The sequence below is a fragment of the Imbroritus primus genome, assembly GCF_964332355.1.
GTDB lineage: Bacteria > Pseudomonadota > Gammaproteobacteria > Burkholderiales > Burkholderiaceae > Imbroritus > Imbroritus primus.
Genome location: NZ_OZ201293.1, coordinates 1440183 through 1466324 on the forward strand (window position 1 = coordinate 1440183; position 26142 = coordinate 1466324).

The window sequence follows — 26142 nt, forward strand, 5'->3', positions numbered from 1 at the left end:
GCAAGGGGAGCGCCCGGAGGCGCTCCTTCCATCACCAGCTTTCGCGAATCAGTGCGGTGTACTGCTCTGGTGTCGCGACGCGGGGATTCGTGCCATGGCAATGGTCGTGCATGGCTTTTTGCACGGCTTCGCCGACAAAGCTCTCGGGTACGCCCATGGCGCCGAGACCGGACGGGATGCCGATGCGCTGGTTGATTTCGACGATCAGCTCGTCCAGCTGACGGTCCTGTGCGAGGCCGACGGCGCGCTTGAGCCGCGGGTACTTGTCGTCGGCAATCACGCTTTCGGCAGATTCGTTGAAGCGCAGGACGGCAGGCAGGAGCACGGCGTTCAGCGTGCCGTGATGCAGGCTCTTGCCCGCATAGCTGCCAAGCGCGTGGGAGAGTGAGTGCACGGCGCCCAGCCCTTTCTGGAAGGCCATGGCACCCTGCATGGAGGCTGACATCATGTGCTTGCGCGCCTCGCGGTTCTTGCCATCGTTGACGGCAACGTCAATCCATTTCATGGCCCGCTCCAGGCCATCGAGGGCAATGCCTTCGGCAGGCGGGTTGAAGGCTGGTGACAGAAATGACTCGATGCAGTGGGCAATGGCATCCATGCCTGTGGCAGCCGTGAGGGCAGGGGGGAGGGCGAGCGTCAGGTCGGGGTCGCAGATCGCGCAGCGCGGCATGAGATGCCATGAGTGGAAGCCTACCTTGCGGCCATCGTGCAGGATGATGATGGCGCCGCGTGCGACTTCGCTTCCGGTGCCCGAGGTCGTCGGAATGGCGATGGTGGGGGCGCAGGCATCGGTGATCTTGTTCGAGCCGCCGTCGATGGTGCAGTACTGCGCCAGCGGACCGGGGTGCGTCGCGGCAATGGCCAGTGCCTTGGCGAGATCGAGCGCCGAGCCACCGCCAATGGCGATGATGCCGTCGGCATCGTGGGCCCGATAGGCCGCGAGCGCGGCTTCGACTGCGGCTTCGGTGGGGTTGCCCGGCGTTTCGTCGAAGATCTCGAGCGGCAGTTTTCCTGAGACGGAAGCCAGGGCCATGTCCGCGACACCTGCAGCCCGCACACCCTTGTCGGTGACGACCAAGGGGCGCTTGATATTGGCCTTGAGGCATTCGGCATGCAGCAACGAGACTGCGCCGTAGTCGAACTGGATATCGGTGAGGTACTTGATAAATGCCATGAACAGACTTTCCTTTTGATAGGGACCACACATTTTTCACGCACGCCCGTCCCCTCAGGCATGCAAATGGTGGCGTGCCTGTCCGGCCTACGTGATACCTCCTTGTCCGCTCATCATCGAAATGTTTAGCGGCTCGCGCCCAGATAGGTATTGCCGGTGTCGTTCGTCAGCAGCTTCACGACCTGTTCCCGGGCGTTCTGCACATGGCGGCGCACGGTCGCTTCCACCAGCGCGGCATCGCGCTTTTCGAGCGCCTCGAAGATCGCCACGTTCTCGTCGTAGACCTGGCGCTGGCGCGGCGCATGCACGCGGATCAGCATGCCGCCCACCAGGCGGGCGCGATCGATGATCGGCGTCATGACCTGCTCGAAGAACCCATTGCCCGAGGCCACAACGATCTCGGCCTGGAAACGGCGGATCGCCAGCAGGAACTCCACATACTTGTCCGGATCGAGCAGCGCTTCGCACTCGGCGAGAATGTGGCGCAGTCGTTCGAGCAGGGCGTCATCCACGAACGGCAATGCCTCCAGTGCAGCTTGTACCTCCAATACCTCCCGAATCCGGTACGCGTCGACGATCTCCTTCAGGGAAATCGGGCGCACATAAAAACCTCCGCTGCCGCCTTTTGTCACCAGTCCGTCCTGCTCCAGCCGGCTCAATGCCTCGCGAATGGGCGTGCGGCTGACCTCCAGGCGGTTGGCCAGCTCAAGTGCACTCAGGTGCTCGTTGGGCTGAAGCCGGAAGCAGAGGATCTCTTCCTTGATGAATCTGTAAGCAAAGTCTTGCGCCGTGACTGCGTTGCGTTTATCGTTTGCATTCATGCTGAATTCACATTAATCAAGTCAGTCGGAGAAATCAAGGGAAACGCCGCTAACCGGTATTTGCGTGGCCTCCCGCCAACACCGAAGGATGCGGGCTTGACGGATCAAAGTCCAGCATGTAGTGAGAATTCATGGTGAATTCACAATACAAGAGGAGACTATGGCGAACGTACTGGAGCAGGTCGTACCCGATTTGTATCGGGACCAATGCTGGATCAACGGCGAATGGGTGAGTGAGCAGCGGCGCAGGGTTCTGGAAGTGACCAATCCTGCGGACGGCAGCGTCATCGGTGAGATTCCCAATCTCGGACCGGCCGATGTCAAGGCTGCGATCGACGCCGCCAGCGCGGCGTTCCGGACATGGCGCAAGACGACCGCAGCGGAACGGGCGGACGTGCTGGACCGCTGGTACCGCGAAATCCTTGCATGCAAGCGGGAACTCGCGACCGTGCTGATGCTGGAGCAGGGCAAGCCGCTGGCGGAGGCGCTGGGGGAGATCCAGATCTCGGCCGATTACGTGCGGTGGTTTGCCGAAGAAGCCCGTCGGGTGGCTGGAGAGGTGATTGCCAGTCCATGGCCGGGGCAGCAGCTGCTCGTCCTGAAACAGCCTGTCGGGGTCTGCGCGGCCATTACACCGTGGAATTTCCCCAGTTCGATGGTAACCCGCAAGCTGGCCCCGGCGCTGGCGGCCGGTTGTACCGTGGTCCTCAAGCCCGCCGAGACCACGCCATTCTCGGCGCTGGCGCTTGGTGTCCTGGCCGAGCGTGCCGGTGTGCCAGCCGGCGTGATCAACATCGTCACAGGCGATGCCGCGCCCATCGGCGAGACGCTGTGCACGGATCCCGTGGTGCGCAAGATTTCATTCACCGGCTCGACGCATGTGGGGCGACTCATCGCGGCGCAGTGCGCGCCGACGATCAAGCGGCTGTCGCTCGAACTGGGCGGCAATGCCCCTTTCATTGTCTTCGAGGATGCGGATATCGAGGCAGCGGTCCAGGGGCTGATGATTTCCAAGTTCCGCAATACCGGCCAAACCTGCGTCTGTGCGAATCGTGTCTATGTGCACTCGGGCATCTACGATGCTTTCGCCCAGGCCCTGGCACAGGCTGTCGACAAGCTGATCGTCGGAAACGGCCATGTAGAGGGCGTGACCCAGGGGCCGCTGATCAATGATCGCGCGTTGAGCAAGGTGGAAGAGTACGTGCAGGATGCCCTCGACCACGGCGGCACTATCCTGCGCGGTGGCAGGCCGCATTCCGCGGGCGGTACGTTCTATGAACCGACGATCATCACGAACGTGTCGCGGCGGGCACGGATGGCGCGCGAGGAGATATTCGGCCCGGTCGCGCCGCTGTATCGCTTCGAGTCGGAGGCCGAGCTCCTGGAGATGGTCAACGATACGGAGTTCGGCCTGGCGGCCTATGTCTATACGCAGTCACAGCCGCGCATGCTGCGCATGATGGAGTCGATCGAGTGCGGTATGGTCGCGATCAATAGCGGGTTGATGACGACCGTCTCGGCGCCTTTTGGCGGGGTCAAGCAATCCGGGCTGGGACGCGAAGGAGGGCGCCAGGGTATCGATGAATACCTGGACGAGAAGTACATCTGCATCGCGCCCTGAGGGGGCGCGTCACACGGGTCCCTCGTGCGCATCCTTCATGCTCCCGGATTTGCACGCAAGGCATCCGGGCGCATGAAGGGCGGTGCGGCGGTTGGTTTGCTCAGATCGACCGTGCCATCCGTTCGATCACCTCACCGGCCAGCACCATGGCTTCTGCCTGCGGCATGTGGCCGGCCTGCGGCACCAGATGCAGGGCCGCACGTGCCGGTGCGTTCAAGGCATGCTGCCATGGAATGATCGCATCGCTGCGGCCATGCACGATGGTGATGGGGCAGCGCAGCGCTTCCAGATCGCCCTGGATGCTGAACTGCTGCACGCCCTGCACGCCGATGTCGCGGCACAGCGCGCCGAGCGGCTCGGCCTTGGCCTGGATCCGCTCGCGCAGCTTGCGCAGGTAGGCGGCTGACAAGTTGACAGCCGTAGCCGTCAGCTTGCGTGCCTCGCGCTCCAGGGCTTCGTCGGAGTGCGCATGCAGCATGCCGTCGATGAACGACTGGTTGATCTCGGTGCCGAGTCCGGCCGGGGAGAACAGCGTCAGTCCGCGTACCTGCAGCTTGCCCTGGCGGGCGATGCGTGCCGCGACGGCGGAGCCGAGCGAATGCCCGGCCAGTAGTACCGGCCCACGGCACAGCTTGTCGAGCGCTGCCGCAACGGTGTCCACCAGCATGCCGAAGTTTGTCGCAGAAGCTGCGCTGCGGCCATGGCACGGCAAGTCGAGCGCCAGGACATTCAGGCCGGTACGGGTCAGCGTGGTGACCGTGCTGGCCCAGGTGTCGGTATCACCGAACAGGCCGTGGATCAGCACCACGGTCGCCGCGTTGCCGCGTGCGGCGGACCAGCGCGTGGCGAAGACCGTGCCGTGAGGCGTGGCGACCTGCAGTTCCTCCTGTGCCGCGCGCGCACCTGCTGCGCCCGCGCTAGTACCAGCAGTCGTGCCGGGCGTGGCCGACATGGCATCGGCCACGGTGATGCGGCCACCAGGGCCTGTGCCCGTCAGGGCTGCGAGATCGATCCCGCGCTCAGCGGCTACACGGCGCGCCGCAGGCGTGGCGAATACGCGTGCGCCTGCCGGCAGCGGTGTCGTCGTGGAAGGTACGCTGGCCGCAGGCGCGGCCGTTGCCGGCGCACGTGTCTGGGCAGCAGGGGCTGCCTGCACGTCGTCTAGCGGGGCTTCCCCGGCCACTTCGATGCGGGCGACCGGCGCCGTGGCATCCATCGACTCGCCGGTGGGCACGAGCTGCTCGACGAGCTTGCCATCCTCTTCGGCTACGACTTCGACGATGGACTTGTCGGTCTCGATCTCCAGCAGGATGTCGCCGGTCGCGAATGCCGCACCGGGTGCGACATTCCAGTTCACTACGCGGACGCTGTCGATGTCGCCAAGGCGCGGCAGCAGGAAATCCTTGATGTAGAAACCGGGCTGCGCATTGCTGGCCGAGGAGGCGAGGGAAGCGGCAGGGGAGGAAGCAGATGCCGCTTGCTCCTCGTCCGGCGCTTCGCCAGCCACCTCGATGCGGGCGACCGGCGCCGTGGCATCCATCGACTCGCCGGTGGGTACGAGCTGCTCGACGAGCGTGCCGGCTTCTTCGGCCACGACTTCGACGATGGACTTGTCGGTCTCGATCTCCAGCAGGATGTCACCGGTCGCGAATGCCGCACCGGGTGCGACATTCCAGTTCACCACGCGGACGCTGTCGATATCGCCGAGGCGTGGCAGCAGAAAATTCTTGATGTAGGCCATCTTTTGTCAGTCCTTCTTGATGCCAGCAAGTTGTTCGAGGATCAACAGCATGGCCGTACAATCCTGATCGGCGCGACCCATGGCCGGCGCCATGCCGAACAGCTCGAGTGCCGAGGCACCCAGGAACAGCGGCGTGCCGAGTTCATGGCCCAGCGCCAGGCCGAGCGAGAGATCCTTATAGCCAAGCGACAGCGGAAAATCCGGCGTGATGTCGCCCGCCAGCACCTTCTTCGGAAAGTTGGTGTTGATCTGTCCACGACCGGCCACGGTGTTCTGCAACACTTCGACGGCTGCCGGCGTGGCGATGCCGGCCTTCTTGGCCATGGTCAGCGTTTCCGAGGTCAGTACCATGCTGACCATGGACATGTAGTTGTTGATCACCTTCATCTGGATGCCGGTGCCGAGGGCGCCCATGTGCAGCACCTTGTCGGCAAAGCACTCGAACAGCGGCTGGGCATCCACGTAATCTTCCTGGCTGCCGCCGGCCATGACCAGCAGGCGGCCGGCGCGGGCATCCGCCGGGGTGCGGCCGACCGGGGCATCCATCATGCGCAGGCCGGCAGCCTGCAACTGCTGCGCGATATCCAGGCTGGTACGCGGCAGGATGGTGCTCATCTCCAGCACCAGCGTGCCGGGCGCGGCGTGGCGGATCACGCCGTCTGCACCGAGCAGTGCCTCGCGCACATGCTGGTCGCGCGGGAGGATGGTGATGATGGTGTCTGCATGGGCACAGGCTGCGGCAATGTTGGCGCACGCCGTGCCGCCCGCTGCTTCCAGCGCGGCAACCTTGGCGGGATCGAGGTCGACGCCCTGCACATGGTGGCCGGCCTTGGCCAGATGTGCAGCCATGGGGCCGCCCATCGTGCCGAGGCCGATGAAGCCGATGGTTCGTTTCATTCTGTCTCCGGATATTCTGCGTGTTCTGGCAGTCGGCGTGTTACGCGTCGGGCGACAGCTGGATGAACTCGGTGATCGCGCCTTCCGGCTCCGTCACGTAGATCACCCGGCTCCGTCCGCCACGCAAGGAACGCGGCGGTGCGGTGGTCTTGTAGCCGGCCTTGATCACCTGCTCGTACACCGCGTCGACATCCTCGACCTGGAAGGCGAAATGGCTGTAGCCGAAATCGCACTGGCGTCGCGCCTGCGTATCGCCTTGCGGTGTGTAGTACTTGAACAGCTCGATGCGGTGCGGGCCATGCGCCAGCATGGCCCAGCGGATCACCGCGCCGGGCAGGCCGACGACTTCACCGAGCGCGGCTTCGTCGCGATGGTCCATCTCGCCTTCGAGCGTAAAGCCGAGAAAGTCGATGTAGAACGCCTTGGCGCGTTCGAAGTCATTGACGCAGATGGCGGTATGGTGGGTCTTCAGGAGCGGATCCTTGAGTTGCATGGCGGGCTCCCGGTTCAACGACCGCCACGGCGCGCATCGAGCGCACGCAGGGCTTTTTCGACTGTGCCGGCATTGGCCAGCGCAGCCTGTTCGAGGACCTTCGACACCACTGGCGAGGCGTGGCCGCCGGTGACATGCACGATCTCATGGTCGAGCCAGTCGAAGAGGCGTTCCTGGGCATCACTGACGATGCGCGAGCCGATCGACGTGCCGCGCGCGGTCTGCTCGGCAATCATCAGTGCATTGGTACGCTGCACGCTTTCGCTGATGGTGTCCCAGTCGAGTCCCAGCGGATCGAGCGTGCGCAGGTCGATGACCTCGGCATCGATGCCGGTGCTGTCCGCGACATTGCTGCAGATGTCGACCATCGGACCATAGGCCAGGATGGTGCAGCGGCTGCCCGGGCGGGCGATGCGGGCCTTGCCGAACGGCACGATGTAGTCCCAGTCGCCGGTCGGCACCATGCCGGGCTTCTTGAACAGTTCGTTGTATTCAACGATCAGCACGGGATCGTCGCAGGCGATGGCGGCGTTGACGAGACCGATGTAGTCATAGGGACGGCTGGGTGCGACGATGCGCCAGCCCGGGTACAGCGCAAACAGGCCGCTGGCATCCATCGAATGCTGCGAGCCGTAGCCGGTACCTGCGGAGACGCGGCTGCGTACGACCACCGGTACCGGGAACTTGCCGCCGAACATGTGGCGGACCTTGGCGATCTGGTTGAACAGCTGGTCGGCCGCAACCAGCGAGAAGTCGGGATACATGATCTCCACGACGGGACGCAAGCCGTTCAGCGCCGCGCCGAGCGCCATGCCGGTAAAGCCGTTCTCGCAGATCGGCGTGCCGATCAGGCGGTCCGGGAAGCGCTCGCCGATATTGCGCGTGGCGCCGGCGGTGCCGCCGCGCAGGCGGTGCACGTCCTCGCCGAGGATGATCAGGTTGTCGAATTTTTCCATGTTACGCAGCATGGCTTTCGACATGATGTCGAGGAACTTTACTTCCTCGAGTTCGGATGCGGGCACGTCTTCGAGCTCGCGCTGGCGGTAGCTGGCCAGTTCGCTGAGATCGCCGCGAATGCCTTCATCGGCTTCTTCCGGCTTCGGCCACAGCGCCGGGAAGATGCGTTCCTTTTTCTCGTTGCCGTAGTGCTCGATCAGGCGTTCGAGCGCGCCGTCGAGCACTGCGTTGACGCGTGCGTCGATCTGCTCCAGGCCCTTGTCGGTCAGCACGCCAAGTTTCTTCAGTTGTGCCGGGAACACGGTTGCGGGGTCGCGTTGCTGCCATTCTTCTTCTTCCGTCTTCTCGCGATAACCGAAAGCGCTGCCCTTGAGCGCGCCGGACTGGTGGAAGAAGCGGTAGGTGCGGGCTTCAAGTAGCACCGGGCCGCCATCGCGCTCGATGATGTTCTTGGCTTCCTGCATGGCCAGGCGCGCGGCGACCACATCCATGCCGTCGAATTCGATAGCCGGCACGCCCAGCGACAGGCCGCGCGCCGACAGGCGCGTTTCGCGCGTCTGCTCGGAAACATGCGTGGAGACGGCGTACTGGTTGTTCTCGATGAAGAAGACGGTGGGCGTGTTGTACAGCGCCGCGAGGTTCATTGCCTCGTAGGCGGAGCCGATCTGCGTGGCGCCGTCACCGAAAAAAGTGACCGAGATATTGTCGTTGCCGAGCATCTTGTCAGCAAAGGCATAGCCCACGGCGTGCGGCGGATTGCCGCCGACGATGGCGTTGGAGCCGAGTACGCCGGCTTCCGGATAACGCAGGTGCATGGAGCCGCCGCGTCCGCCGCAGTAGCCGGGGGTGAGGCCGAGAATCTCGGCATAGGTGCGGTATACCACGTCGTGGAAGGCTTCCGGCACGTCCTGTTCGAGCGGCACGTAGCCCTGCGGCGTGGCGTAGTTCAGCGACTTGGCGAGGAACTGGTGGTGCATGCGGTGCGTGCCGTTGATCTTGTCACCCGTGGTGAGCATCGACATGGCCCCGACTGTGGCGCCTTCCTGTCCGATACTGGAGTGCGCCGGCCCGTGGAGGATGCCGGCCACGCTCAGGCGCAGCAGCTTTTCCTCGAAGCGGCGGATCAGCAGCACCTGCTCGAGCATGCGCAGCAGATCGGCGTGGTCCGTCGCCTTGACATCGGCTTCGGTGACTTCCAGACGCAGCCACGGCGTCTTGGTTTCCAGGGGCACCATCCTTACTGCCATTTCACTGTCTCCTTGGGTGAAACCGAGTGTCCGGCGGCTGGGTTGCTGCGCGGCGCCAAATCGGTCGTATCAATTTATGATTTGTACAGTATCATATGGTGATACTATGTCAAGGACGGAATCGTATCTTGCAGCTGGTTTTGCAGTGCACAGGAAGGGTGGATCCTTATAATCCGTGGACTCGGGCAGCCGCTTGCCCGCTGCGCCCCGCACAACGGGTGATGCAGGCGGGATGCCGGTATTGGGCCATGCAGCACGTGGCGTGAAGACTTTCCAGGTACTCCAACGTATGTCATCCGACTCTCTTGAACCGATTGATCAGCCGGCCGATGTTTCGACCGAGAGCGCAACCGATGGCGCGGGCGCGCTGTCCAAGGCGCTCGACGTGCTAGAACTGGTCATGGGCTCGGTGTATCCGCCGTCCGCGGCGGCGATCACCGATGCACTGAACCTGCCACGGCCGACGACCAACCGGATCATCGGCAATCTCGTGCGTCTCGATTTCCTCAAGCGCGACGCGCGCCAGCGCCAGCTCATCGAGGGTGACCGCCTGCTCAAGCTGGCGCTCGACGTGGTGGCCCGCGCGACGCAGCGCGGCCCGCGCCATGACATCCTGCGTGAACTGTCTGACCGGACGGGGGAAACCTGCAACGTCGGGGTGATCACCGGCGGGCGTGTACGTTATGTGGATCGTGTGGAGGCGCGCTGGCCGCTGTCCCTGCGGCTCGAGCCTGGCAGCGAGATTCCGCTGCACTGCACGGCCATTGGCAAACTGCTGCTGGCCTACCTGCCGCCCGTGCATCGCGAGAAATACCTGATGACCATCGAGCTGGCGCGCCATACCGAGCACACCATGACCGATGTGGATGCATTGCGCATCGCGCTCGACCAGATCGTCGAGGAGGGTGTATCGCTCGACGATGAAGAGTATCTGCCAGGCGTGGTCGGGATGGCGGTGCCCATTCCCAATGGCGACAATCCGCCGATCATGGGGCTGGCTATTGCCGCGCCGCGCGCACGCGCGAGCGCGGCGGAGTTGCGCGACAGCCTGCCATTGCTGCGCGACTTCGCGCAGCGCATGACACTCTGCTACTAGGCGGAAACATGTTGCGGACGGCTGGTTTCTTCTTTCTGGATGTCCGCAGGCGGCGCGCTCGTACCGCGCACCACAATCTCGATCGGCAGACACTGGCTGGGTGGCACTTCCCTGGTTGCGAGCCAGTGCAGCACGGCTTCCGCAGCCCGTTGGCCCAGTTCATAGGTGGGCAGCAGGATAGTCGTCAGGCCTGGCGGAATCTGCGACGACACCGGCAGGTTGTCGCAGCCGACCAGCGACAGCGCTTCGGGTACGCGAATGCCCATCGACTGCGCCTCGAACAGGCAGCCCAGCGCCAGCATGTCGTTGCCGCAGAAAATTGCCGTGGGGCGCGGCCGCAGCTGCATCAGCAGTTGCAGACCGGCGCGGCCGCCTTCGAAGCCGAACGGTTGCTCGACCACATTGGCATCTGCAAGTCGGCGGCCATGTTCGGCCAGGACTTCGCGGAATCCCTCGACGCGATGGCGGGCCCGGTCATTGTGCCGGCAGTAGCCGGATACCACGGCCAGGTGCTGGTGCCCGAGCGACAGCAGGTGGCGCGCCGCCAGCCGGCCGATTTCATGGTTGTCGAAGCCGATCGATGGCTCGTGCTCGCTGCTGCGCGCCCAGGTAATGAGCAGGGGTACGCGGCTGCCGCGAATCACTTCCCATGTCTGCGGTGCATGGTCCGCGCCCACCAGGATCAGCGCATCGATGGAGCGCTCGAGCAGGGCGCGTACCAGTTCATGTTCGGCCGAGAGATTGTATTCATGGGCCGCGATCAGCAGTTGGTAGCCGGAGTTCGAGAGCGTCGTCTGCAGGCTCTGCACCGCGCGCGCAAAGATCGCGTTATCGAGCGTCGGCACGATCGCCGCCACGGTGCGCGCCCGGCCGGAGGCGAGGGCGCGGGCCGAGCCATCCATGACATAGCCCAGCTCGGCAATAGCGGAGCGGATGCGCTGTTGTGTCTCGGGATGTACGAGATCCGGATTGGACAGGGCGCGCGAGACGGTAGCGGTGGACACCCCGGCTCGGGCAGCAACATCGACGATGCGTGGGCGCGTGGCCATGTAATACCTATGATCAAGAATGTAAATGTTTTCATTATTGTAATCTGGCGCAGAAATGCACGTCGGGTAAACGCGGCCTTGCAATTGGCCTGAAGGTTCAATATGATGAAATGAAAGCGGTTACATGATCTCGCATCACAAAGTACCCAGATGAGCACATCAGGAGTAGCGAGACCAGGAGCCATTCCAGAAAACCAGACAGATCGAACAGGCGGAATGTAAATATTTTCAGTGTTGTGATGTGCTACTGAATGATGCGTCGGGTATACGCTGACTTGCAGGCTGATCGCACATCCAATAATATCCAAATGAATTCATAGTGAATTCACTCGCAAAGCAACACCAAAACCAAAACCATTCGGAGACAGGCGGTGCGAGCAAAAGCGTTGTTATCCCCCCGCGGTCAGGCCGGCATCCTGACACTCGGCAGCACTCTGGCGCTGTGGTATGTGCTGACCACGGTGACCCAGATCATCAACCCCATGACTTTCCCCACTCCCGGAGAGGTCTGGGATTCCCTCGTGCAAATCGCCACCACCGGCTATGGCGATGGCCGACTCGACCAGCACGTCCTGCAAAGCGTCAAGCTGGTTCTGCTGGGCTTCCTGGCTGCCATCGTCATTGGCGTTCCGCTTGGCCTGTCGATGGGCTATTCGCGCCGCGCGGAAGCCTTCTTCAATCCCGTGTTCAGCTTGATCCGGCCGATTCCGCCGCTGGCGTGGATTCCGTTGGCCATCGTCTGGCTGGGCCTGGGCGATGCCGCCAAGATCATGGTGATCTGGATGGCGGCCTTCGTGCCGGCGGTGATCAACAGCTACGCGGGCGTGCGCAATATTGAACCGCAATTGCTGGAAGCGGCCGACATGCTCGGCATCCGCCGTGGCGCGTTCGTGTGGGAGGTACTCGTGCCCGGTTCTCTGCCGATGATCTTCACTGGCCTGCGCCTGTCGCTGCAGGCGGCATGGACCACGCTAGTGGCTGGTGAACTGGTTGGCGCGCTGCTGGGCCTCGGGCATGTCCTCACACAGGGCTCGCTCGATATCTACCCGTCGATGATTCTGGTGGCCATGCTGACGATTGCCGCGCTTGGCTGGGTAATGACATGGTGCCTGGGCATGCTCGAGCGTCGCGCCATGCCGTGGAGGGCTACATCGTGAGGAGTGCGAATTTGACCGCGGATCAACGGCTGACGCATCAGGCCGCACCGGCTGCGCCCGCAGCCAAGGCCAAGAAAGCCCGCCGCAGCGGGGCAGGGCAATACTGGCTGCTGTCGCTGGCAGGCTTGGTAACTTTTTTCGGAATCTGGTGGGGCGCCGCTGCCACCGGCCTGGCGCCGCCGCAGTTCCTGCCGACACCGCCCCAGGTCCTCGCACGCTTCGTCGAGTTAACCCAGGCGCCGTTTGCCAACTACACGCTGCAGACGCACCTGTGGTCAAGCCTCATGCGCTACCTGATGGGCTTCCTGCTGGCGGCAGCGATCGGTGTGCCGCTTGGCCTGCTGATGGGCTGGTTCCGCTGGCTGGACTACATCGTCTCGCCGCTGTTCGAGATCCTGCGGTTTATCGCGCCGATCGCGTGGGTGCCGTTTGCGGCACTGTGGTTCGGTACGGGGATTGGCGGGCCGGTACTGATCATCTTTGCCGGTGCGTTCCCACCCTGCGTGGTCAATGCATATCGTGGCGCCAAGTACGTGGATGCCAAGCTGCTCGAAGCGGCCCGCATGCTCGGTGCATCGTCACGCATGATCCTGCTGGAAGTCCTGCTGCCCGCTGCGCTGCCGTCGATCATGGCGGGGCTGCGTGTATCCGCCGGCCTGGGCTGGATGTCGCTGGTCGGCGCCGAGCTGATCGTGGCCTCCAGCGGTATCGGCTACATGATGGTGAAAGGCCAGAGCAATATCGATACGCCAATCGTGATGAGCGCGATGATCGCCATCGGGATCGTGGGCGGGCTGATCGATGTGCTGCTGCGCCAGATCGAAAATTTCGCGATGCGTAATCGTCGTCGTGCACTCAAGTAAAAGGATGGAAGTCGATGGCCGATATCGTTTTTGACAATGTCACGCGCGTCTTCCAGCGCAACGGCGAAGACCTGCTGACGCTGGATGGCATCAACCTGCATATCCAGGATAAGGAGTTCGTTGCTATCGTCGGACCCTCCGGCTGTGGCAAGACGACCTGCATGCGGATGGCAGCTGGCCTGGAATTTCCGACCAGCGGCACCGTCTCGGTGGCCGGCCGCGACGTGCGCAGCCCGGGCCCGGACCGCGCGGTGGTGTTCCAGCAGTTTGCGCTGTTTCCGTGGAAAACCGTGTGGGAGAACGTCGACTTCGGCCTGCGCAGCAAAGGGCTGGCGACGGGTGAACGCCGCGACATCATCGAGCATTACCTGAAGCTCATGAATCTTACCGGCTACGAAAAAGCATTCCCGCACCAGCTGTCGGGCGGCATGCAGCAACGTGTGGCGATTGCCCGCGCCTACGCGCTCGATCCGGGCGTGCTGCTGATGGACGAACCGTTCGGTGCACTCGATGCGCAGACCCGGGTCGTTATGCAGGAAGAGCTCGTGCGCCTCGCACGCGTGAATCCGCGTACGGTGCTGTTCATTACCCACGCAGTGGAAGAATCGGTGTATCTGGCCGATCGTGTGGTCATCATGACCAGCCGTCCGGGCCGCGTGAAGGAGATCATCGACATCAAGTCGGTGCGCGAAGCCAACCGCTGGGATGAACAGGCCACCATCGAAGACGTGATGGACCTCGAGTCCTTCGTGCATCTGCGCACGCATATCTGGAAATCACTGCGTGCCGAGCACGCTGGTCACGAACATTGAATCGAATCGCTGTCTGCAAACAGGCGATGCACCGCGAGGTGCGTTGCCGTCGAACTGTCGCAGAAAAAACAAGGAGAGGAAGATGCAGGGACTTCGCAAGTTGGTGAAACGCGGTGTGTGGGCAGTGGCGCTGGCAGGTGTCGTCAGCATGCAGGCCGGTGCGGCCGAGCTCACGCCGATCAAGGTCAGCTACCAGCCCGCCGTGTACTGGGCGCTGCCGTTCTATGTGGCGTCGGAAAAAGGCTGGTGGGCCGAGGTCGGCCTCAAGCCCGAGTTCTCGATCTTCCCGGCAGGCGTGCCGCAGATGGCAGCCTCGGCCTCGAAGTCGTGGGATGTCGGCGCGACCGGCTCGGTGCCGGCCGTGCTGGGCTTCGTCCGTTTCGGCGTGAAGACCATTGGCCTGTCGAACGATGAGTCGCAAGCCAACCTGCTGCTGGTGAGCCAGTCGAAGTTCGACCAGGTGAAAGCCAACCCGGCGTCGCTGAAAGGCCAGACGATCGTCCTGACCTCGAACTCGACAGGCGACTATGCCGTGCAGGCCTGCCTGAAGAAGTTTGGCCTGAGCAAGGCGGACGTCACGCTCAAGAACATGGGGCAGGCCGAGATCATTTCGGCGGTGTCGTCGAACAACGCTGACTACGCCGGCGTGTGGGCGCCGAACAGCTACACGCTGGAAGAAAAGGCCAACGCGAAGGTCCTGTGTACCGGCAAGGACGGTGGCGCCGTGGTGCCGGGTGCCCTGATCGCGCGCGGCGACTACGCCAAGGACAATCCCGAGAACGTCGCCAAGTTCCTGGCAGTGTACCTGCGGACCCAGAACTGGCTGAAGTCCAATCCGACCGAAGCCGTGGCGCTGATGAAGAAGTTCTACCAGCAGGGTGGCGTAACCATCTCGGAATCGGCGATGCAAAAGGAATTCTCGACGCGCCCGGTCTTTGACCTGCAGCAGCAGCTGGCAGCCATGGACCGTGCCAAGGGCGCTTCGCAGATGGATGGCTGGTTCACGCAGATCGCCACCTTCATGCAGGGTTCGGGCGCGCTGGCCAAGGTGCCGGCTGCGAAGGATTTCATCGACAGCAGTTACATGGCGAAGGTGCAGGCGGATCCGAAGCTCTCCGCATTCGCCGCACAGGGTAAGTAAGCACAGCTCCGGTCGGCGCTGCAGCACGCGTCGGCCGGAATAGTCGGGTCAGGGCCGGTGTCTGCAGTGTGCCGGCCTTTATTCAGAATCTGTATGTAAGCGATTTCATTTTTGCAAGGAAATTATTCCCATGGCCACCCAGTACCTCAAGCGCGCGTCCAAGACGCCCGAAACCGAAACCGCCACTGCCCAGAAAGTAGTGAACGAAATGCTGCACGAGATCGAGACCCGGGGCGAAGCCGCGGTGCGCGAGTATGCGAAGAAGCTCGACAAGTGGGACGGCGACATCATCATGACGCCTGCACAGATCGACCAGGGCATCAAGGATGTGCCGGCTAGCGTCAAGGCGGATATCGAATTCGCTGCGCAGCAGGTCTATGACTTTGCGCTGGCGCAGCGTCGTTCGCTGGAAGATTTTTCCACCGAGCTGTATCCGGGCGTGACGGCCGGGCAGCGCGTCATTCCCGTCAATGTCGTGGGTTGCTACGCGCCTGCAGGTCGCTACGCACACATTGCGTCGGCCTACATGGGGGTGGCGACCGCCAAGGCGGCCGGTGTGAAATCTATCATCGCGTGCTCCAGCCCGTTCCGTGGCGGCGGCATGCATCCCTACGTGCTGTACGCCTTCAAGGCGGCTGGCGCGGATACCATCATGACGCTGGGCGGCGTGCAGGCGATTGCCACGATGGCCTACGGTCTGTTCACTGGCAAGCCGGCTGATGTGGTGGTCGGCCCGGGCAACAAGTTCGTGGCCGAAGCCAAGCGTACGCTGTTCGGCAAGGTGGGTATCGACGTGTTTGCCGGTCCGTCTGAAGTGGCGGTGATCGCCGACGAGACGGCCGATCCCTATATCGTGGCGAGCGACCTGGTCGGCCAGGCCGAACACGGCCACGAGTCGCCGGCTTGGCTGTTCACCACCTCCAAGGCGCTGGCCGATGAAGTGATGGGTCTCGTGCCGAAGCTGATCGAAGATCTGCCGCCGACCGCACGCGATGCTGCGTACTGCGCATGGCGCGATTACGGCGAGGTGGTGCTGTGCGATACGCGCGAAGAAGTGGTCGAAGTGTCGGACCGCTATGCTTCCGAACACCTTGAAGTGCATACCGCCGATCTCGACTGGTGGCTGGCCAACCTGACCTGCTATGGCTCGCTGTTCCTGGGCGAGGAAACCACGGTCGCTTTCGGTGACAAGGCCAGCGGCCCGAACCACGTGCTGCCGACCAAGGGCGCGGCACGCTATTCGGGCGGCCTGTCGGTACACAAGTTCGTGAAGACGCTGACCTGGCAGAAGATGACGCGCGATGCCGCCAAGCGCATCGGTGAGGTCACGGCCCGGATCTCGCGTCTCGAAGGCATGGAAGCCCACGCGCGCACGGCCGATGACCGCCTGCGCAAATACTTCCCGAACGAGACCTTCGATCGCGGCGAACCGGTGCAGGTGTAAACATGGTTGAACGGCGCAGCCTGGCTGCGCCGTTTCAGTTTCGAGGAGTGGCGGGGCAATGGACATCAAGCAACTATTCGATCTGCAGGGCCGTACAGCCCTGATCACAGGGGGAAACGCCGGCGTGGGTGGCGCCATGGCGCGCGCCCTCGGTATGGCCGGTGCGCGCGTGGTGCTGGTGGCGCGCCGCGAGGATGTGCTGGCAAAAGCCTGCGCCGACCTGCGCGCGGATGGCATTGAGGCGCATGCGCTGGCGTGCGACCTTTCCGATGCCGCAGCCGTCCGGAGCTGCGGAGAGCGTGCGCTGCAGGCCCACGGCGCGATCGACATCCTGGTGAATGCCGCAGGCGTTAACTTGCGGCAGCCCTTTCAGGAGGTCACGCCGGAGGCGTGGAACCTGCATCTTGCCTTGCACCTCGGTGCGCCATTCTTCCTGACGCAGGTGCTGGCGCCGCAGATGAAGGCACGCGGCTGGGGCCGGATCATCAACATCGGCTCGCTGCAATCCTATCGCGCGTTTGCGAACAGCGCGCCATATGGCGCGGGCAAGGGCGGCATCGTCCAGCTGACCCGCGCTATCGCGCAGGAATGGTCGAAGCATGGCATCACGTGCAACGCCATCGCACCGGGCTTTTTTCCGACTGACCTGACGGCGGCGGTATTCGCCGATGAGACGTTGGCAAAGCGCAATGCCGAGGCGACGTGCATCGGCCGCAACGGGGAGTTGTCGGATCTGTATGGCGCGACAGTGTTCCTCGCCAGCGAAGCCTCCGCGTACGTCACCGGCCAGACGCTGGCGGTGGATGGCGGCTTTACCGCCAAGTAACGAGCCTCCGATGCGATCAGGCAACTGCCGCCCGTGTAGTGCGGCGAATGACGAAAATTTTGATGTGAAGGATGAGTGCCATGAAAGCACTGGTATATACGCAGCCAAACGAAGTGATGGTGCAGGAGCGCCCGTATCCCGAGGTGGCCGATGGCGAGGTGATTCTCAAGATCGACGCCGTGGGGATCTGCGGCTCCGATATGCATGCCTATCACGGGCATGATCCGCGTCGTAAACCCGGCCTTGTGCTGGGCCACGAGTTTGCCGGCACGATCGTCGAGAGCCGTGCGCCAGCGTTGGCCACGGGGCAGCGTGTCACGGGCAACCCGCTGATTACCTGCGGTCACTGCGAATTCTGTGTGCAGGGGCGGACCAATCTGTGTTCGAACCGCACGATGGTCGGCATGACGCGTCCGGGCGCGTTCGCCGAGTACATGTCGATTCCCGCATCGTGCATCGTCGAAATTCCGGAAGACATGTCGGCGCTGCATGCTTCGCTCACCGAGCCGGCGGCAACGGCGCTGCATGCCATCAACCTGTCGATGCGCGTACTGACGCGACCCTTGCCTGAGGCCCGCGTGCTGGTGATCGGCGGTGGCGCCATCGGGCTGCTGGCCGCGCTGCTGCTGAAATCGTATGGCTGCCGCCATATCGACATGGCAGAAGTGAATCCATTGCGCCGGGCCTCGGCCGAACTGCATGTCGGCTGCCGGACCTACAACCCGCTCGAAGAAGCCGTCCGCGACAGCGCCTACGATTACGTGATCGATGCCGTCGGGTCCAAGGCGACGCGCAATGCCGCATTGGCCGGCGCCAAGCCGGGCAGCGTGGTAATGCATATCGGCCTGCAGGACTGGGCCAGCGAGATCGACATGCGCAAGCTGACGCTGGCGGAGATCACCTTGCTGGGCACCTACACCTACACGATCGCCGACCTGCGTGCTGCCGTCGTCGCATTGCATGAAGGCGCATTCGGGACGTTGGAATGGGTCGAGGAACGGCCGCTGACCGAGGGCGGAAAGGCATTCCAGGATTTGGATCAGGGCAGGACTGCATCAAGCAAAATCGTGCTGACTTCACCGTAAATCCAACCGGATCCGGCCATATGGCCGGTGGATTTTCGCGCTGTACCTCGAAGACCGGGTAGGCGCGGCTTGCTGTATAACATCATCTCAAACGCTGTACTGAGGCCGTTTGTGCGAGATTCCAGGATGCGGATCCTGGAATCTCGGCGCATAATATGCCATCGCCTTGGCATGTTGCATGGCCCGGCGTTCCTGCGCCACGCGGCATTGCCGTCGATGAACAGGTATTCCATATATTGATAATAATGGAGGAGTCAGGTGATGGGTAAAGTGTGTCTTGTGACCGGTGGCACCACGGGAATCGGCCGGGCAACGGCGATTCTGGCGGCGCGCGCCGGCTACGCCGTGGCGCTGACGGGGCGCTCCGCAGCAAGCGAGCAGGCGCAGTCGGCCGTGCGCGAAATCGAGGCCGCAGGTGGCCGCGCCGTTGCGCTGTCGATGACGCTGTCGGATCGCGCATCCATCGAGCAGGCATTCCTGGATGCCGAACGCACACTGGGTCCCATCGACGCCGTGGTCAACGCCGCCGGCACGATCAGCAAATCCGAAGTGGCGGAGCTGGACTTTGACGTGACGCTCGAATTGATGGCGAGCAATGTCGTTGGGCTGATGTATTGCTGTCGTGAAGCCGTGCGCCGCATGGCGGTATCGCGCGGCGGCAAGGGCGGGGCGATCGTCAATGTATCTTCCATGGCTGCTACCAACGGTGGCCGCGCGGCATCGTGCGCCTATGCCGCTTCCAAGGGCGCGGTCGATACCTTTACCGCCGGATTTGCCCGCGAGATCGCGGAGGATGGCGTGCGCGTCAATGCCGTGCGGCCGGGCATCATCGAAACCGCCATGACTGCCTATCTCAAGGATCCGGAGCGCCGCAAGGAATTGTCCGCCACGGTGCCGATGGGGCGTGTCGGGCAGCCGGAAGAAGTGGCCGAGCTGATTCTGTGGCTGCTGTCTGACCAGGCGTCATTCGTCACTGGCGCACACGTCAATGTCAGCGGCGGCGGCTACAAGATCGGCAGCGGCAAGTAAGGTTTGCAACGCGGCTGGCACACGGTGGGCCAGGGCGGCCGGCTAGTACGGCTGCACGGCTAGTACGGCGGAAGAGCGGCTGTCACTCTTCCTGCCATTCAAGCTGGTACGACGCACCGGCATCCTGCGCCAGTGCATCGCACAGCCACGGCATCACGGTCTCGAGCATGGGCCGCAGGGTCCACGGCGGATTGATGATGAACATGCCGCTACCGTGCAGGCCAAATCCATCTTCGCGCGGCGCTGCGACTGTCAGGGAGGCATGCAGCCACTGGCGCACACCGAGGGCTTTCAGTTGCTCCGGCAGGCGTTCCGAGGCGCGCCGCTGTACCTGCGGATACCACACGGCATAGGTGCCGGTGGCGAAACGCCGCAGGCCGTCACGCAGGGTGTCGAGCACGTGCGTGTAGTCTTCCTTGTCCTCGTATGAGGGATCGATCAGCACGATGGCGCGCCGGGGCGGGGGTGGCAGCAAGGCTTTCAATCCAGTGAAACCATCACCGGGATACACCATCACGCGCCGGCCCGCGCTACGGAAATTGTCGCGCAGGATCTCGATTTCGGTGGAGTGCATTTCGAACAGGCGCAGGCGGTCTGCGTCACGCAACAGCGAAAACGCCAGGTAGGGCGAGCCCGGGTAGATGCGCAACTGGCCGTCCGGATTCAGTGCGCGGATCTCGTCCAGGTAGGCCGTCATCGCCTCGGGCACATCGTTGCGCTGCCACAGGCGGCCGATGCCGGTGTTGTATTCCGCATTCTTGCTGGCGAACGCGTCGTCGAGCGCATAGACCCCGGCGCCGGCGTGCGTGTCGATATACCAGTACGGTTTGTCCTTGCGATTCAGGTACTGAAGCAGTTCCACGGTCAGGAAATGCTTGAGGACGTCGGCGTGATTGCCGGCGTGAAAGCCGTGGCGATAACTGAGCATGCAGAGCGGAACGAAATAAGCAGCGGGGAATGTGAAATGCGCAACGGCATGTTTGGCACGCCATCGGGTATGAGTCGGGCGAGCACTGGTATCCGTCGATGTGCGCGGATAGCGTATCCTACCACTCCGTTGCGCGGCGGACGGCCATGCCGCATGTTCTCCCCATCCAGCCCACCAGTTTGATGTCCGACGGATCTTCCCGTTTTGCCCCGTTCCTGCGCACGCTTGCATGCGCATGGCGGACGCATGCGCATGCCGCTGCCCTGTATGTTGGCCAGGCAGCGCTCCCGGCACTTCTGGCGGCGTGGCAGGCGTGGCGCGACAGCCCCGCACCGCGCGGCCGTCTCCATCTGGTGTGGGTGGCGCGGCCCGATGAGCAGCGTACTGCGCTGGCGGCATGCGCGCATCCGCTGGCGACGCAGTTGCATCTTCCAGAGGCTGCAAATGTGCCCGGGCTGCTGCGCTTCGAGACCGAAAAAGAAGTCGTGAGCACACTGGCAGTGGGTGAGCCGCAGTCCGTGGTCGGGCGACTCGGGGGCGGATTCGACGGTCTGTGGGTGGCGCCACAGCATTCCGGTATCGAACTGATACGCGCGGCAGGCCGTCTGATGCGCGAGGGTGGATCTCTCGTGGCAACGTTGACCGATCAGGCCATGCTGCAAGGGCTGCGGCGTGCGGGGTTTACCGTTGCCGCGCCAGAACAGGCGAGCGTGGGGCAAGCGATCGAGGCAACCTTCCTGCCACGCTGGCGGGAGCGCCGTCAGCCGCCGCCGGTGGCCGCCCAGTGGGCACGCAGGCAGGCCGTGGTCATCGGCGCCGGATTGGCCGGATGTGCCGTCGCCCACCGGCTGGCAGCCCGCGGCTGGCAGGTAACGGTGCTCGAACGCGAGGGCGGCCCGGCCCGGCTGACTTCGGCACACCATGCTGCGGCGTTGCACCCCCATGTCTCGCCGGATGACAGCCATCTGTCGCGCCTGACGCGTGCTGGGCATCACTATGCACTGGCGCACTGGGCTGCGTTGTCGGCGGCCGGGCATGCTGTCGGCTGGCACGCGAGCGGCCTCCTGCAGGCGGCCATGTCGGAAGAAGAGGCTGCCTTGCAGCGACGCACCGTGGAGCAGCTCGGCTTTCCCCCGGAAATCGTACGCTGGGTCACACCGCACGAGGCGCAGGATGCCTGCGGCGCCGAGGTTACCTACGGCGGGTGGTGGTTTGGCCTGGGCGGCTGGGTAGCGCCGCCGGCGGTGTGTGTTTCGCAATTGGCCGATGCCGCTCCGAATGTGACCACACGGTGGAATTGCCATGTCGCCAGCCTTCGGCGCGTCGAGGATGCCTGGCAGTTGCATGGGCCGGCGGGGGAACTGCTGGCCAGCGTACCCGTGGTGATTCTGGCAAACGGCGGAGCCGCGCTGGAGCTGCTCCCGCGCGTAGCCATGACACTATCACCGATGGCCGGCCGCCTCACAGATATCCCTGCCGCACTCATCGGCGGCAATCCCGCATCCGCCGGTTGGCCGAGGGCCGTCGTGTCTGGCAACGGCTATGTATTGCCGGCCGATGCCCGGGGCGTCCGCATCGGCTCGACTTATGAAACGCCTCCACAAGTGCTCTCGCCGGCGGAGGCGCATGCGGAGAACCTGACACGTATTGCAGCGCTGTTGCCGGCATGGCGCGCGCGGCTGGCGGCGCTGGATCCCGCAGCCCTGGAGGGCTATCGCGGGGTGCGGTGGGTGACACATAACCGGCTGCCACACATCGGTTCTCTCGCCGACGAAGCGGTGGCGCTGGCGCAAGCCGAGCGCCTGCGCGGCGCGCATCTGGCCGACCTGCCGCGCCTGCCCGGGCTGTACGGCCTGTTGGGTCTGGCCTCGCGCGGTCTGACATGGGCAGCACTGGGCGGCGAACTCCTGGCCAGCCAGATCGAAGGCGAGCCGTGGCCAATCGAACGTGATCTGGCCGGGGCTGTCGACCCCGCGCGCGAGTTGTTGCATCGCCTGCGCCACGGGTTGCCGCAAGGGTTGTCGCATTGACGGCTCGCGCCGCAGGCGCGCGCATCCGTACGATGCAGTACGTTGCTGCCGGCTGGTGTGCCAATACCGTTCCAGGTGTCGCAAAACGATGCGCAAAACGCCGAAAGCGAAACTTTCCGTGCGATAATGCGCGTTTTCCGTCCGCTGGGCCCAAGGCTCCGGGCATGGCGCGCAGTCCGGTGCAATCTGGCGCAATCCGGTCGCCTACCGAATACAAATCATTGAGTGAATTGGAAAACCACCATGGCAACTGTCATTGAAAATCTGGGCAAACTCGAACGCAAGGTCACGCTGGCTGTGCCGCAGGCCGAAGTCGAGCAGGAAAAGCAGCAGCGTCTCGTCAAGTTGTCGAAGACCGTGAAGATGTCGGGCTTCCGCCCGGGCAAGGTGCCCATGAAAATGGTCGAGAAGCAGTACGGCCAGCAAGTCGAGATGGAAGTCCGTTTCGACAAGGCTGCCCGTCTGTTCTTCGACATCACCAAGGAACAGGATGTGAAGGTGGCTGGCCAGCCGCGCTTCGAAGTCAAGACTGAAGGTGTGGCCGACGGCGAGGTCGCGTTCGATGCCACCTTCGAGGTGTATCCGGAAGTGAAGATCGGCGATCTGTCGGGCGCTGAGCTGGTGCGCACCAAGACGGAGATCACCGATGCAGAAGTCGAGAAGACCGTCGACATCCTGCGCAAGCAGCGCGTGCACTACCATCCGCGCGGTGAAAAGGGCGAGCACGGCGACGGTGACGGCGACGTGGTGGCCAAGAACGGCGACCGTATCACTGCCGATTTCGTCGGCACCATCGACGGCGTGGAATTCGCCGGCGGCAAGGCGGAGGATTTTGCTTTCGTGCTCGGCGAAGGCCGCATGCTGTCGGAATTCGAAGCCGCTGCCGTTGGACTGAAGGTGGGCGAGAGCAAGACGTTCCCGCTGACCTTCCCCGAGGATTACCACGGCAAGGAAGTGGCCGGCAAGACCGCCGAATTCAAGATCACCGTGAAGCAGATCGAGTGGCCGCACCTGCCGGAAGTGAACGAGGTATTTGCTACGTCGCTGGGCATTCCTGGCGGCAGCCTGGAGAAAATGCGTTCCGACATTCGCGACAACCTCGAGCGCGAAGTCAAGCGTCGCACGCACGCCATGCTGAAGGACCAGGTGATGGAAGCGCTGCTGAAGGCCAGCGAGCTGGATGTGCCCAAGGCACTGGTCGAGCAGGACCAGGAGCGCCTGGTGGAAATGGCCCGCCGGGACCTCGAGCAGCGCGGCATGCCGAACGCTAAGGATATGCCTATCCCGGCCGAGATGTTCGCTCAGCAAGCCGAGCGCCGCGTCAAGCTCGGCCTGATTCTGGCCGAGATCGTCAAGGCCAACGGCCTGGAAGCGAAGCCGGAGCAGATCAAGGCAGAGATCGAAGATTTTGCGAAGAGCTACGAAGATCCCAAGGAAGTGATGCGCTGGTACTACGGCGACCAGCAGCGCCTGGCGGAAATGGAAGCCTACGTGCTCGAAAACAACGTGGTAAATTTCGTATGCGGGAAAGCCAAGGTGACCGAGAAGGCCGTGTCCTTCGAGGAACTGACCGCTGCCAATGAAGGCAACGGCCAGGCAGCCTAAGTTGGCAACCCAGCCGGCTTTTTGCGCACGATACTCAGGAGAGTTTGCATGACCCGTAACGATCTGCTGGACCGTATGGTCACGACCCAGGCTTCCGCGCTCGATACGCAGGGACTTGGACTGGTGCCGATGGTCGTGGAGCAGTCCGGCCGTGGGGAGCGTGCATTCGACATCTACTCGCGCCTTTTGAAGGAGCGAGTGGTGTTTCTGGTTGGCGAAGTGAACGACCAGACCGCCAACCTCGTGGTTGCCCAGCTGCTGTTCCTGGAAAGCGAGAATCCGGACAAGGACATCTCGCTGTACATCAATTCTCCGGGTGGCTCCGTGTCCGCCGGCCTGGCGATCTATGACACGATGCAGTTCATCAAGCCCGACGTGTCCACGCTGTGCATGGGCATGGCCGCCAGCATGGGTGCGTTCCTGCTGGCCGCGGGTGCGAAGGGCAAGCGCTTTGCGCTGCCGAACTCGCGCATCATGATCCACCAGCCGCTCGGTGGCGCGCGCGGCCAGGCTTCCGATATCGAAATCCAGGCGCGCGAGATCCTCTACCTGCGCGAACGCCTGAACCAGATCCTGTCGGACGTGACCGGCCAACCAGTCGAGAAGATCGCCCGCGACACCGATCGGGACAATTTCATGAGCGCCGACCAGGCCGTGGAGTATGGTCTGATCGACAAGGCCATCGGCAAGCGCGCCAACTGACGCATCATCCGGATGCCGCGCTGGCGACGGCGTGGCATCCGGGCGGAACCGGGCGCGGAAACCGATTTCCGGTGCCGCGCCCGGTTTTTCGCCCGGGTTACCAAATTGGCGTATGATGCAATTACAACTTCTGAATCACTCCTATGGCGGATAAAAAAGGCTCCAATAGCGAAAAGCTGCTGTATTGCTCCTTTTGCGGCAAGAGCCAGCACGAGGTCAAGAAGCTGATCGCCGGCCCGTCGGTCTTTATTTGCGACGAGTGCATCGACCTGTGCAACGAGATCATCCGCGACGAAGCGGCGCTGTCCGACAAGGATGCGTCCGGCGCGGCCAAATCCGACCTGCCCACGCCGCATGAAATCCGGCAGAGCCTCGACCAGTATGTGATCGGCCAGGATGCTGCCAAGAAGATTCTGGCCGTGGCGGTGTACAACCACTACAAGCGTCTGAAGCACCTGGGCCGCAAGGACGACGTCGAGCTTTCCAAGAGCAACATCCTGCTGATCGGCCCGACCGGTTCCGGCAAGACGCTGCTCGCCCAGACACTCGCACGTTTGCTCAACGTCCCGTTCGTGATCGCCGATGCGACCACCCTGACCGAAGCCGGCTATGTCGGCGAGGACGTCGAGAACATCATCCAGAAGCTGCTGCAGAACTGCAACTACGAAGTCGAGAAGGCGCAGCGCGGCATCGTCTATATCGACGAGATCGACAAGATCTCGCGCAAGTCCGACAACCCGTCCATCACTCGCGACGTGTCGGGCGAGGGCGTGCAGCAGGCACTGCTGAAGCTGGTCGAGGGCACCATGGCCTCGGTACCGCCGCAAGGCGGCCGCAAGCATCCGAACCAGGATTTCCTGCAGGTCGATACGACCAATATCCTCTTCATCTGCGGCGGTGCGTTCGACGGCCTGGAAAAGGTCATCATGCAGCGTTCGGACAAGACTGGTATCGGTTTTGGCGCGGAAGTGCAGAGCAAGGAAGAGCGCGAGGCCAGCGAGGTATTACCGCAGGTCGAGCCCGAAGACCTGATCAAGTTCGGCCTGATTCCCGAGCTGATCGGCCGCCTGCCGGTGGTCGCCACGCTCGCCAAGCTGGATGAGGCCGCTCTGGTGCAGATCCTGGTCGAGCCGAAGAATGCCCTGATCAAGCAGTACCAGAAACTGCTGGCGATGGAAAATGTCGAACTGGAAATCCGTCCCGCGGCGCTCTCGGCGATTGCCCGCAAGGCCATCAAGCGCAAGACCGGCGCGCGAGGACTGCGTTCGATCATCGAACAGGCGTTGATGGATGTGATGTATGACTTGCCCAGCTACAAGGGTGTGAAGAAGGTTGTCATCGAGGAAACGACGATCAGCGGGGATGGAAAGCCGTTGCTCGTCTACGAGGAGCAGCCGAAGGTGGCCGGTTCCAACTGACACGTG

The 26142-nt window shown here is 63.2% G+C and carries 22 protein-coding genes; 14 read left to right on the forward strand and 8 right to left on the reverse strand.

The window, feature by feature from the left end:
- Positions 1-31: 31 nt before the first annotated feature.
- Together ACQ3C8_RS06625 and ACQ3C8_RS06630 are read right to left on the reverse strand one after the other, a co-directional pair.
- A complete protein-coding gene (locus tag ACQ3C8_RS06625; protein ID WP_428852900.1) occupies positions 32-1174 on the reverse strand; it encodes an iron-containing alcohol dehydrogenase in 1143 nt (380 codons plus the stop codon).
- A gap of 125 nt (positions 1175-1299) precedes the next feature.
- Complete coding sequence (locus ACQ3C8_RS06630) at positions 1300-1995, reverse strand: GntR family transcriptional regulator (RefSeq protein WP_428852901.1); 696 nt, start codon at positions 1993-1995, stop codon at positions 1300-1302.
- A gap of 160 nt (positions 1996-2155) precedes the next feature.
- Here ACQ3C8_RS06630 and ACQ3C8_RS06635 point away from each other — a divergent pair, with 160 nt between their 5' ends.
- Positions 2156-3616 (forward strand): NAD-dependent succinate-semialdehyde dehydrogenase, encoded by a 1461-nt coding sequence (locus ACQ3C8_RS06635; RefSeq protein ID WP_428852902.1) that lies wholly within the window; start codon positions 2156-2158, stop codon positions 3614-3616.
- A gap of 100 nt (positions 3617-3716) precedes the next feature.
- Here the strand turns inward: ACQ3C8_RS06635 and ACQ3C8_RS06640 are convergent, their stop codons facing one another.
- The 4 genes from ACQ3C8_RS06640 to ACQ3C8_RS06655 are packed head-to-tail and all read right to left on the reverse strand — an operon-like array spanning position 3717 to position 8951.
- Positions 3717-5357: an alpha/beta fold hydrolase gene (locus tag ACQ3C8_RS06640; protein ID WP_428852903.1), complete on the reverse strand. Its 1641-nt coding sequence runs from the start codon at positions 5355-5357 to the stop codon at positions 3717-3719.
- A 6-nt stretch (positions 5358-5363) separates the two neighbouring features.
- A complete protein-coding gene (locus ACQ3C8_RS06645) occupies positions 5364-6254 on the reverse strand; it encodes an NAD(P)-dependent oxidoreductase (protein WP_428852904.1) in 891 nt (296 codons plus the stop codon).
- 40 nt (positions 6255-6294) lie between these two features.
- Entirely contained in the window at positions 6295-6747 is a 453-nt protein-coding gene (locus tag ACQ3C8_RS06650; RefSeq protein WP_009522563.1) for a VOC family protein, read from the reverse strand.
- Between the two features lie 14 nt (positions 6748-6761).
- A complete protein-coding gene (locus ACQ3C8_RS06655; protein WP_428852905.1) occupies positions 6762-8951 on the reverse strand; it encodes an alpha-ketoacid dehydrogenase subunit alpha/beta in 2190 nt (729 codons plus the stop codon).
- A gap of 289 nt (positions 8952-9240) precedes the next feature.
- Between ACQ3C8_RS06655 and ACQ3C8_RS06660 the strand changes: the two genes are divergently transcribed.
- Positions 9241-10047 (forward strand): IclR family transcriptional regulator, encoded by an 807-nt coding sequence (locus ACQ3C8_RS06660; RefSeq protein ID WP_428852906.1) that lies wholly within the window; start codon positions 9241-9243, stop codon positions 10045-10047.
- Here ACQ3C8_RS06660 and ACQ3C8_RS06665 read toward each other — a convergent pair.
- On the reverse strand, positions 10044-11096 hold the full coding sequence (locus ACQ3C8_RS06665; protein WP_009522566.1) for a LacI family DNA-binding transcriptional regulator: 1053 nt from the start codon (positions 11094-11096) through the stop codon (positions 10044-10046). The genes ACQ3C8_RS06660 and ACQ3C8_RS06665 overlap by 4 nt on opposite strands.
- A 386-nt stretch (positions 11097-11482) precedes the next feature.
- Here ACQ3C8_RS06665 and ACQ3C8_RS06670 point away from each other — a divergent pair, with 386 nt between their 5' ends.
- The 8 genes from ACQ3C8_RS06670 to ACQ3C8_RS06705 all read left to right on the forward strand — a co-directional run bounded on the left by ACQ3C8_RS06670 (position 11483) and on the right by ACQ3C8_RS06705 (position 19453).
- Positions 11483-12253, forward strand: a complete 771-nt coding sequence (locus tag ACQ3C8_RS06670; RefSeq protein ID WP_428849598.1) for an ABC transporter permease — start codon at positions 11483-11485, stop codon at positions 12251-12253.
- 11 nt (positions 12254-12264) lie between these two features.
- Positions 12265-13116 carry an ABC transporter permease gene (locus tag ACQ3C8_RS06675; RefSeq protein WP_009522568.1) on the forward strand — a complete coding sequence of 284 codons (852 nt, stop codon included), beginning with the start codon at positions 12265-12267 and terminating at the stop codon, positions 13114-13116.
- A 14-nt stretch (positions 13117-13130) separates the two neighbouring features.
- Positions 13131-13928, forward strand: a complete 798-nt coding sequence (locus ACQ3C8_RS06680; protein WP_009522569.1) for an ABC transporter ATP-binding protein — start codon at positions 13131-13133, stop codon at positions 13926-13928.
- An 82-nt stretch (positions 13929-14010) separates the two neighbouring features.
- The gene (locus ACQ3C8_RS06685) at positions 14011-15069 is read left to right on the forward strand and encodes an ABC transporter substrate-binding protein (protein WP_428852907.1); all 1059 of its coding nucleotides are present in this window, start codon (positions 14011-14013) and stop codon (positions 15067-15069) included.
- 130 nt (positions 15070-15199) lie between these two features.
- Positions 15200-16513: a histidinol dehydrogenase gene (gene hisD, locus ACQ3C8_RS06690; RefSeq protein WP_009522571.1), complete on the forward strand. Its 1314-nt coding sequence runs from the start codon at positions 15200-15202 to the stop codon at positions 16511-16513.
- Between the two features lie 58 nt (positions 16514-16571).
- Entirely contained in the window at positions 16572-17339 is a 768-nt protein-coding gene (locus tag ACQ3C8_RS06695) for an SDR family NAD(P)-dependent oxidoreductase (RefSeq protein WP_428852908.1), read from the forward strand.
- Between the two features lie 80 nt (positions 17340-17419).
- Positions 17420-18424 (forward strand): alcohol dehydrogenase catalytic domain-containing protein, encoded by a 1005-nt coding sequence (locus ACQ3C8_RS06700; RefSeq protein WP_428852909.1) that lies wholly within the window; start codon positions 17420-17422, stop codon positions 18422-18424.
- 261 nt (positions 18425-18685) lie between these two features.
- Positions 18686-19453 (forward strand): SDR family NAD(P)-dependent oxidoreductase, encoded by a 768-nt coding sequence (locus tag ACQ3C8_RS06705; RefSeq protein WP_009522574.1) that lies wholly within the window; start codon positions 18686-18688, stop codon positions 19451-19453.
- A gap of 82 nt (positions 19454-19535) precedes the next feature.
- Here the strand turns inward: ACQ3C8_RS06705 and ACQ3C8_RS06710 are convergent, their stop codons facing one another.
- Positions 19536-20381 (reverse strand): 23S rRNA (adenine(2030)-N(6))-methyltransferase RlmJ, encoded by an 846-nt coding sequence (locus tag ACQ3C8_RS06710; protein WP_428852910.1) that lies wholly within the window; start codon positions 20379-20381, stop codon positions 19536-19538.
- A 182-nt stretch (positions 20382-20563) separates the two neighbouring features.
- On the opposite strand from ACQ3C8_RS06710, the gene mnmC reads away from it, so the two are divergent.
- The 4 genes from mnmC (at position 20564) to clpX (ending at position 26136) form a co-directional block, all read left to right on the forward strand.
- Positions 20564-22411 (forward strand): FAD-dependent 5-carboxymethylaminomethyl-2-thiouridine(34) oxidoreductase MnmC, encoded by a 1848-nt coding sequence (gene mnmC, locus ACQ3C8_RS06715; RefSeq protein ID WP_428852911.1) that lies wholly within the window; start codon positions 20564-20566, stop codon positions 22409-22411.
- Positions 22412-22654: 243 nt separating this feature from the next.
- A complete protein-coding gene (gene tig, locus ACQ3C8_RS06720) occupies positions 22655-24016 on the forward strand; it encodes a trigger factor (protein ID WP_428852912.1) in 1362 nt (453 codons plus the stop codon).
- A gap of 48 nt (positions 24017-24064) precedes the next feature.
- Positions 24065-24718: an ATP-dependent Clp endopeptidase proteolytic subunit ClpP gene (gene clpP, locus ACQ3C8_RS06725; protein WP_009522578.1), complete on the forward strand. Its 654-nt coding sequence runs from the start codon at positions 24065-24067 to the stop codon at positions 24716-24718.
- Positions 24719-24861: 143 nt separating this feature from the next.
- Positions 24862-26136: an ATP-dependent Clp protease ATP-binding subunit ClpX gene (gene clpX / locus ACQ3C8_RS06730; protein ID WP_009522579.1), complete on the forward strand. Its 1275-nt coding sequence runs from the start codon at positions 24862-24864 to the stop codon at positions 26134-26136.
- Positions 26137-26142: the final 6 nt, after the last annotated feature.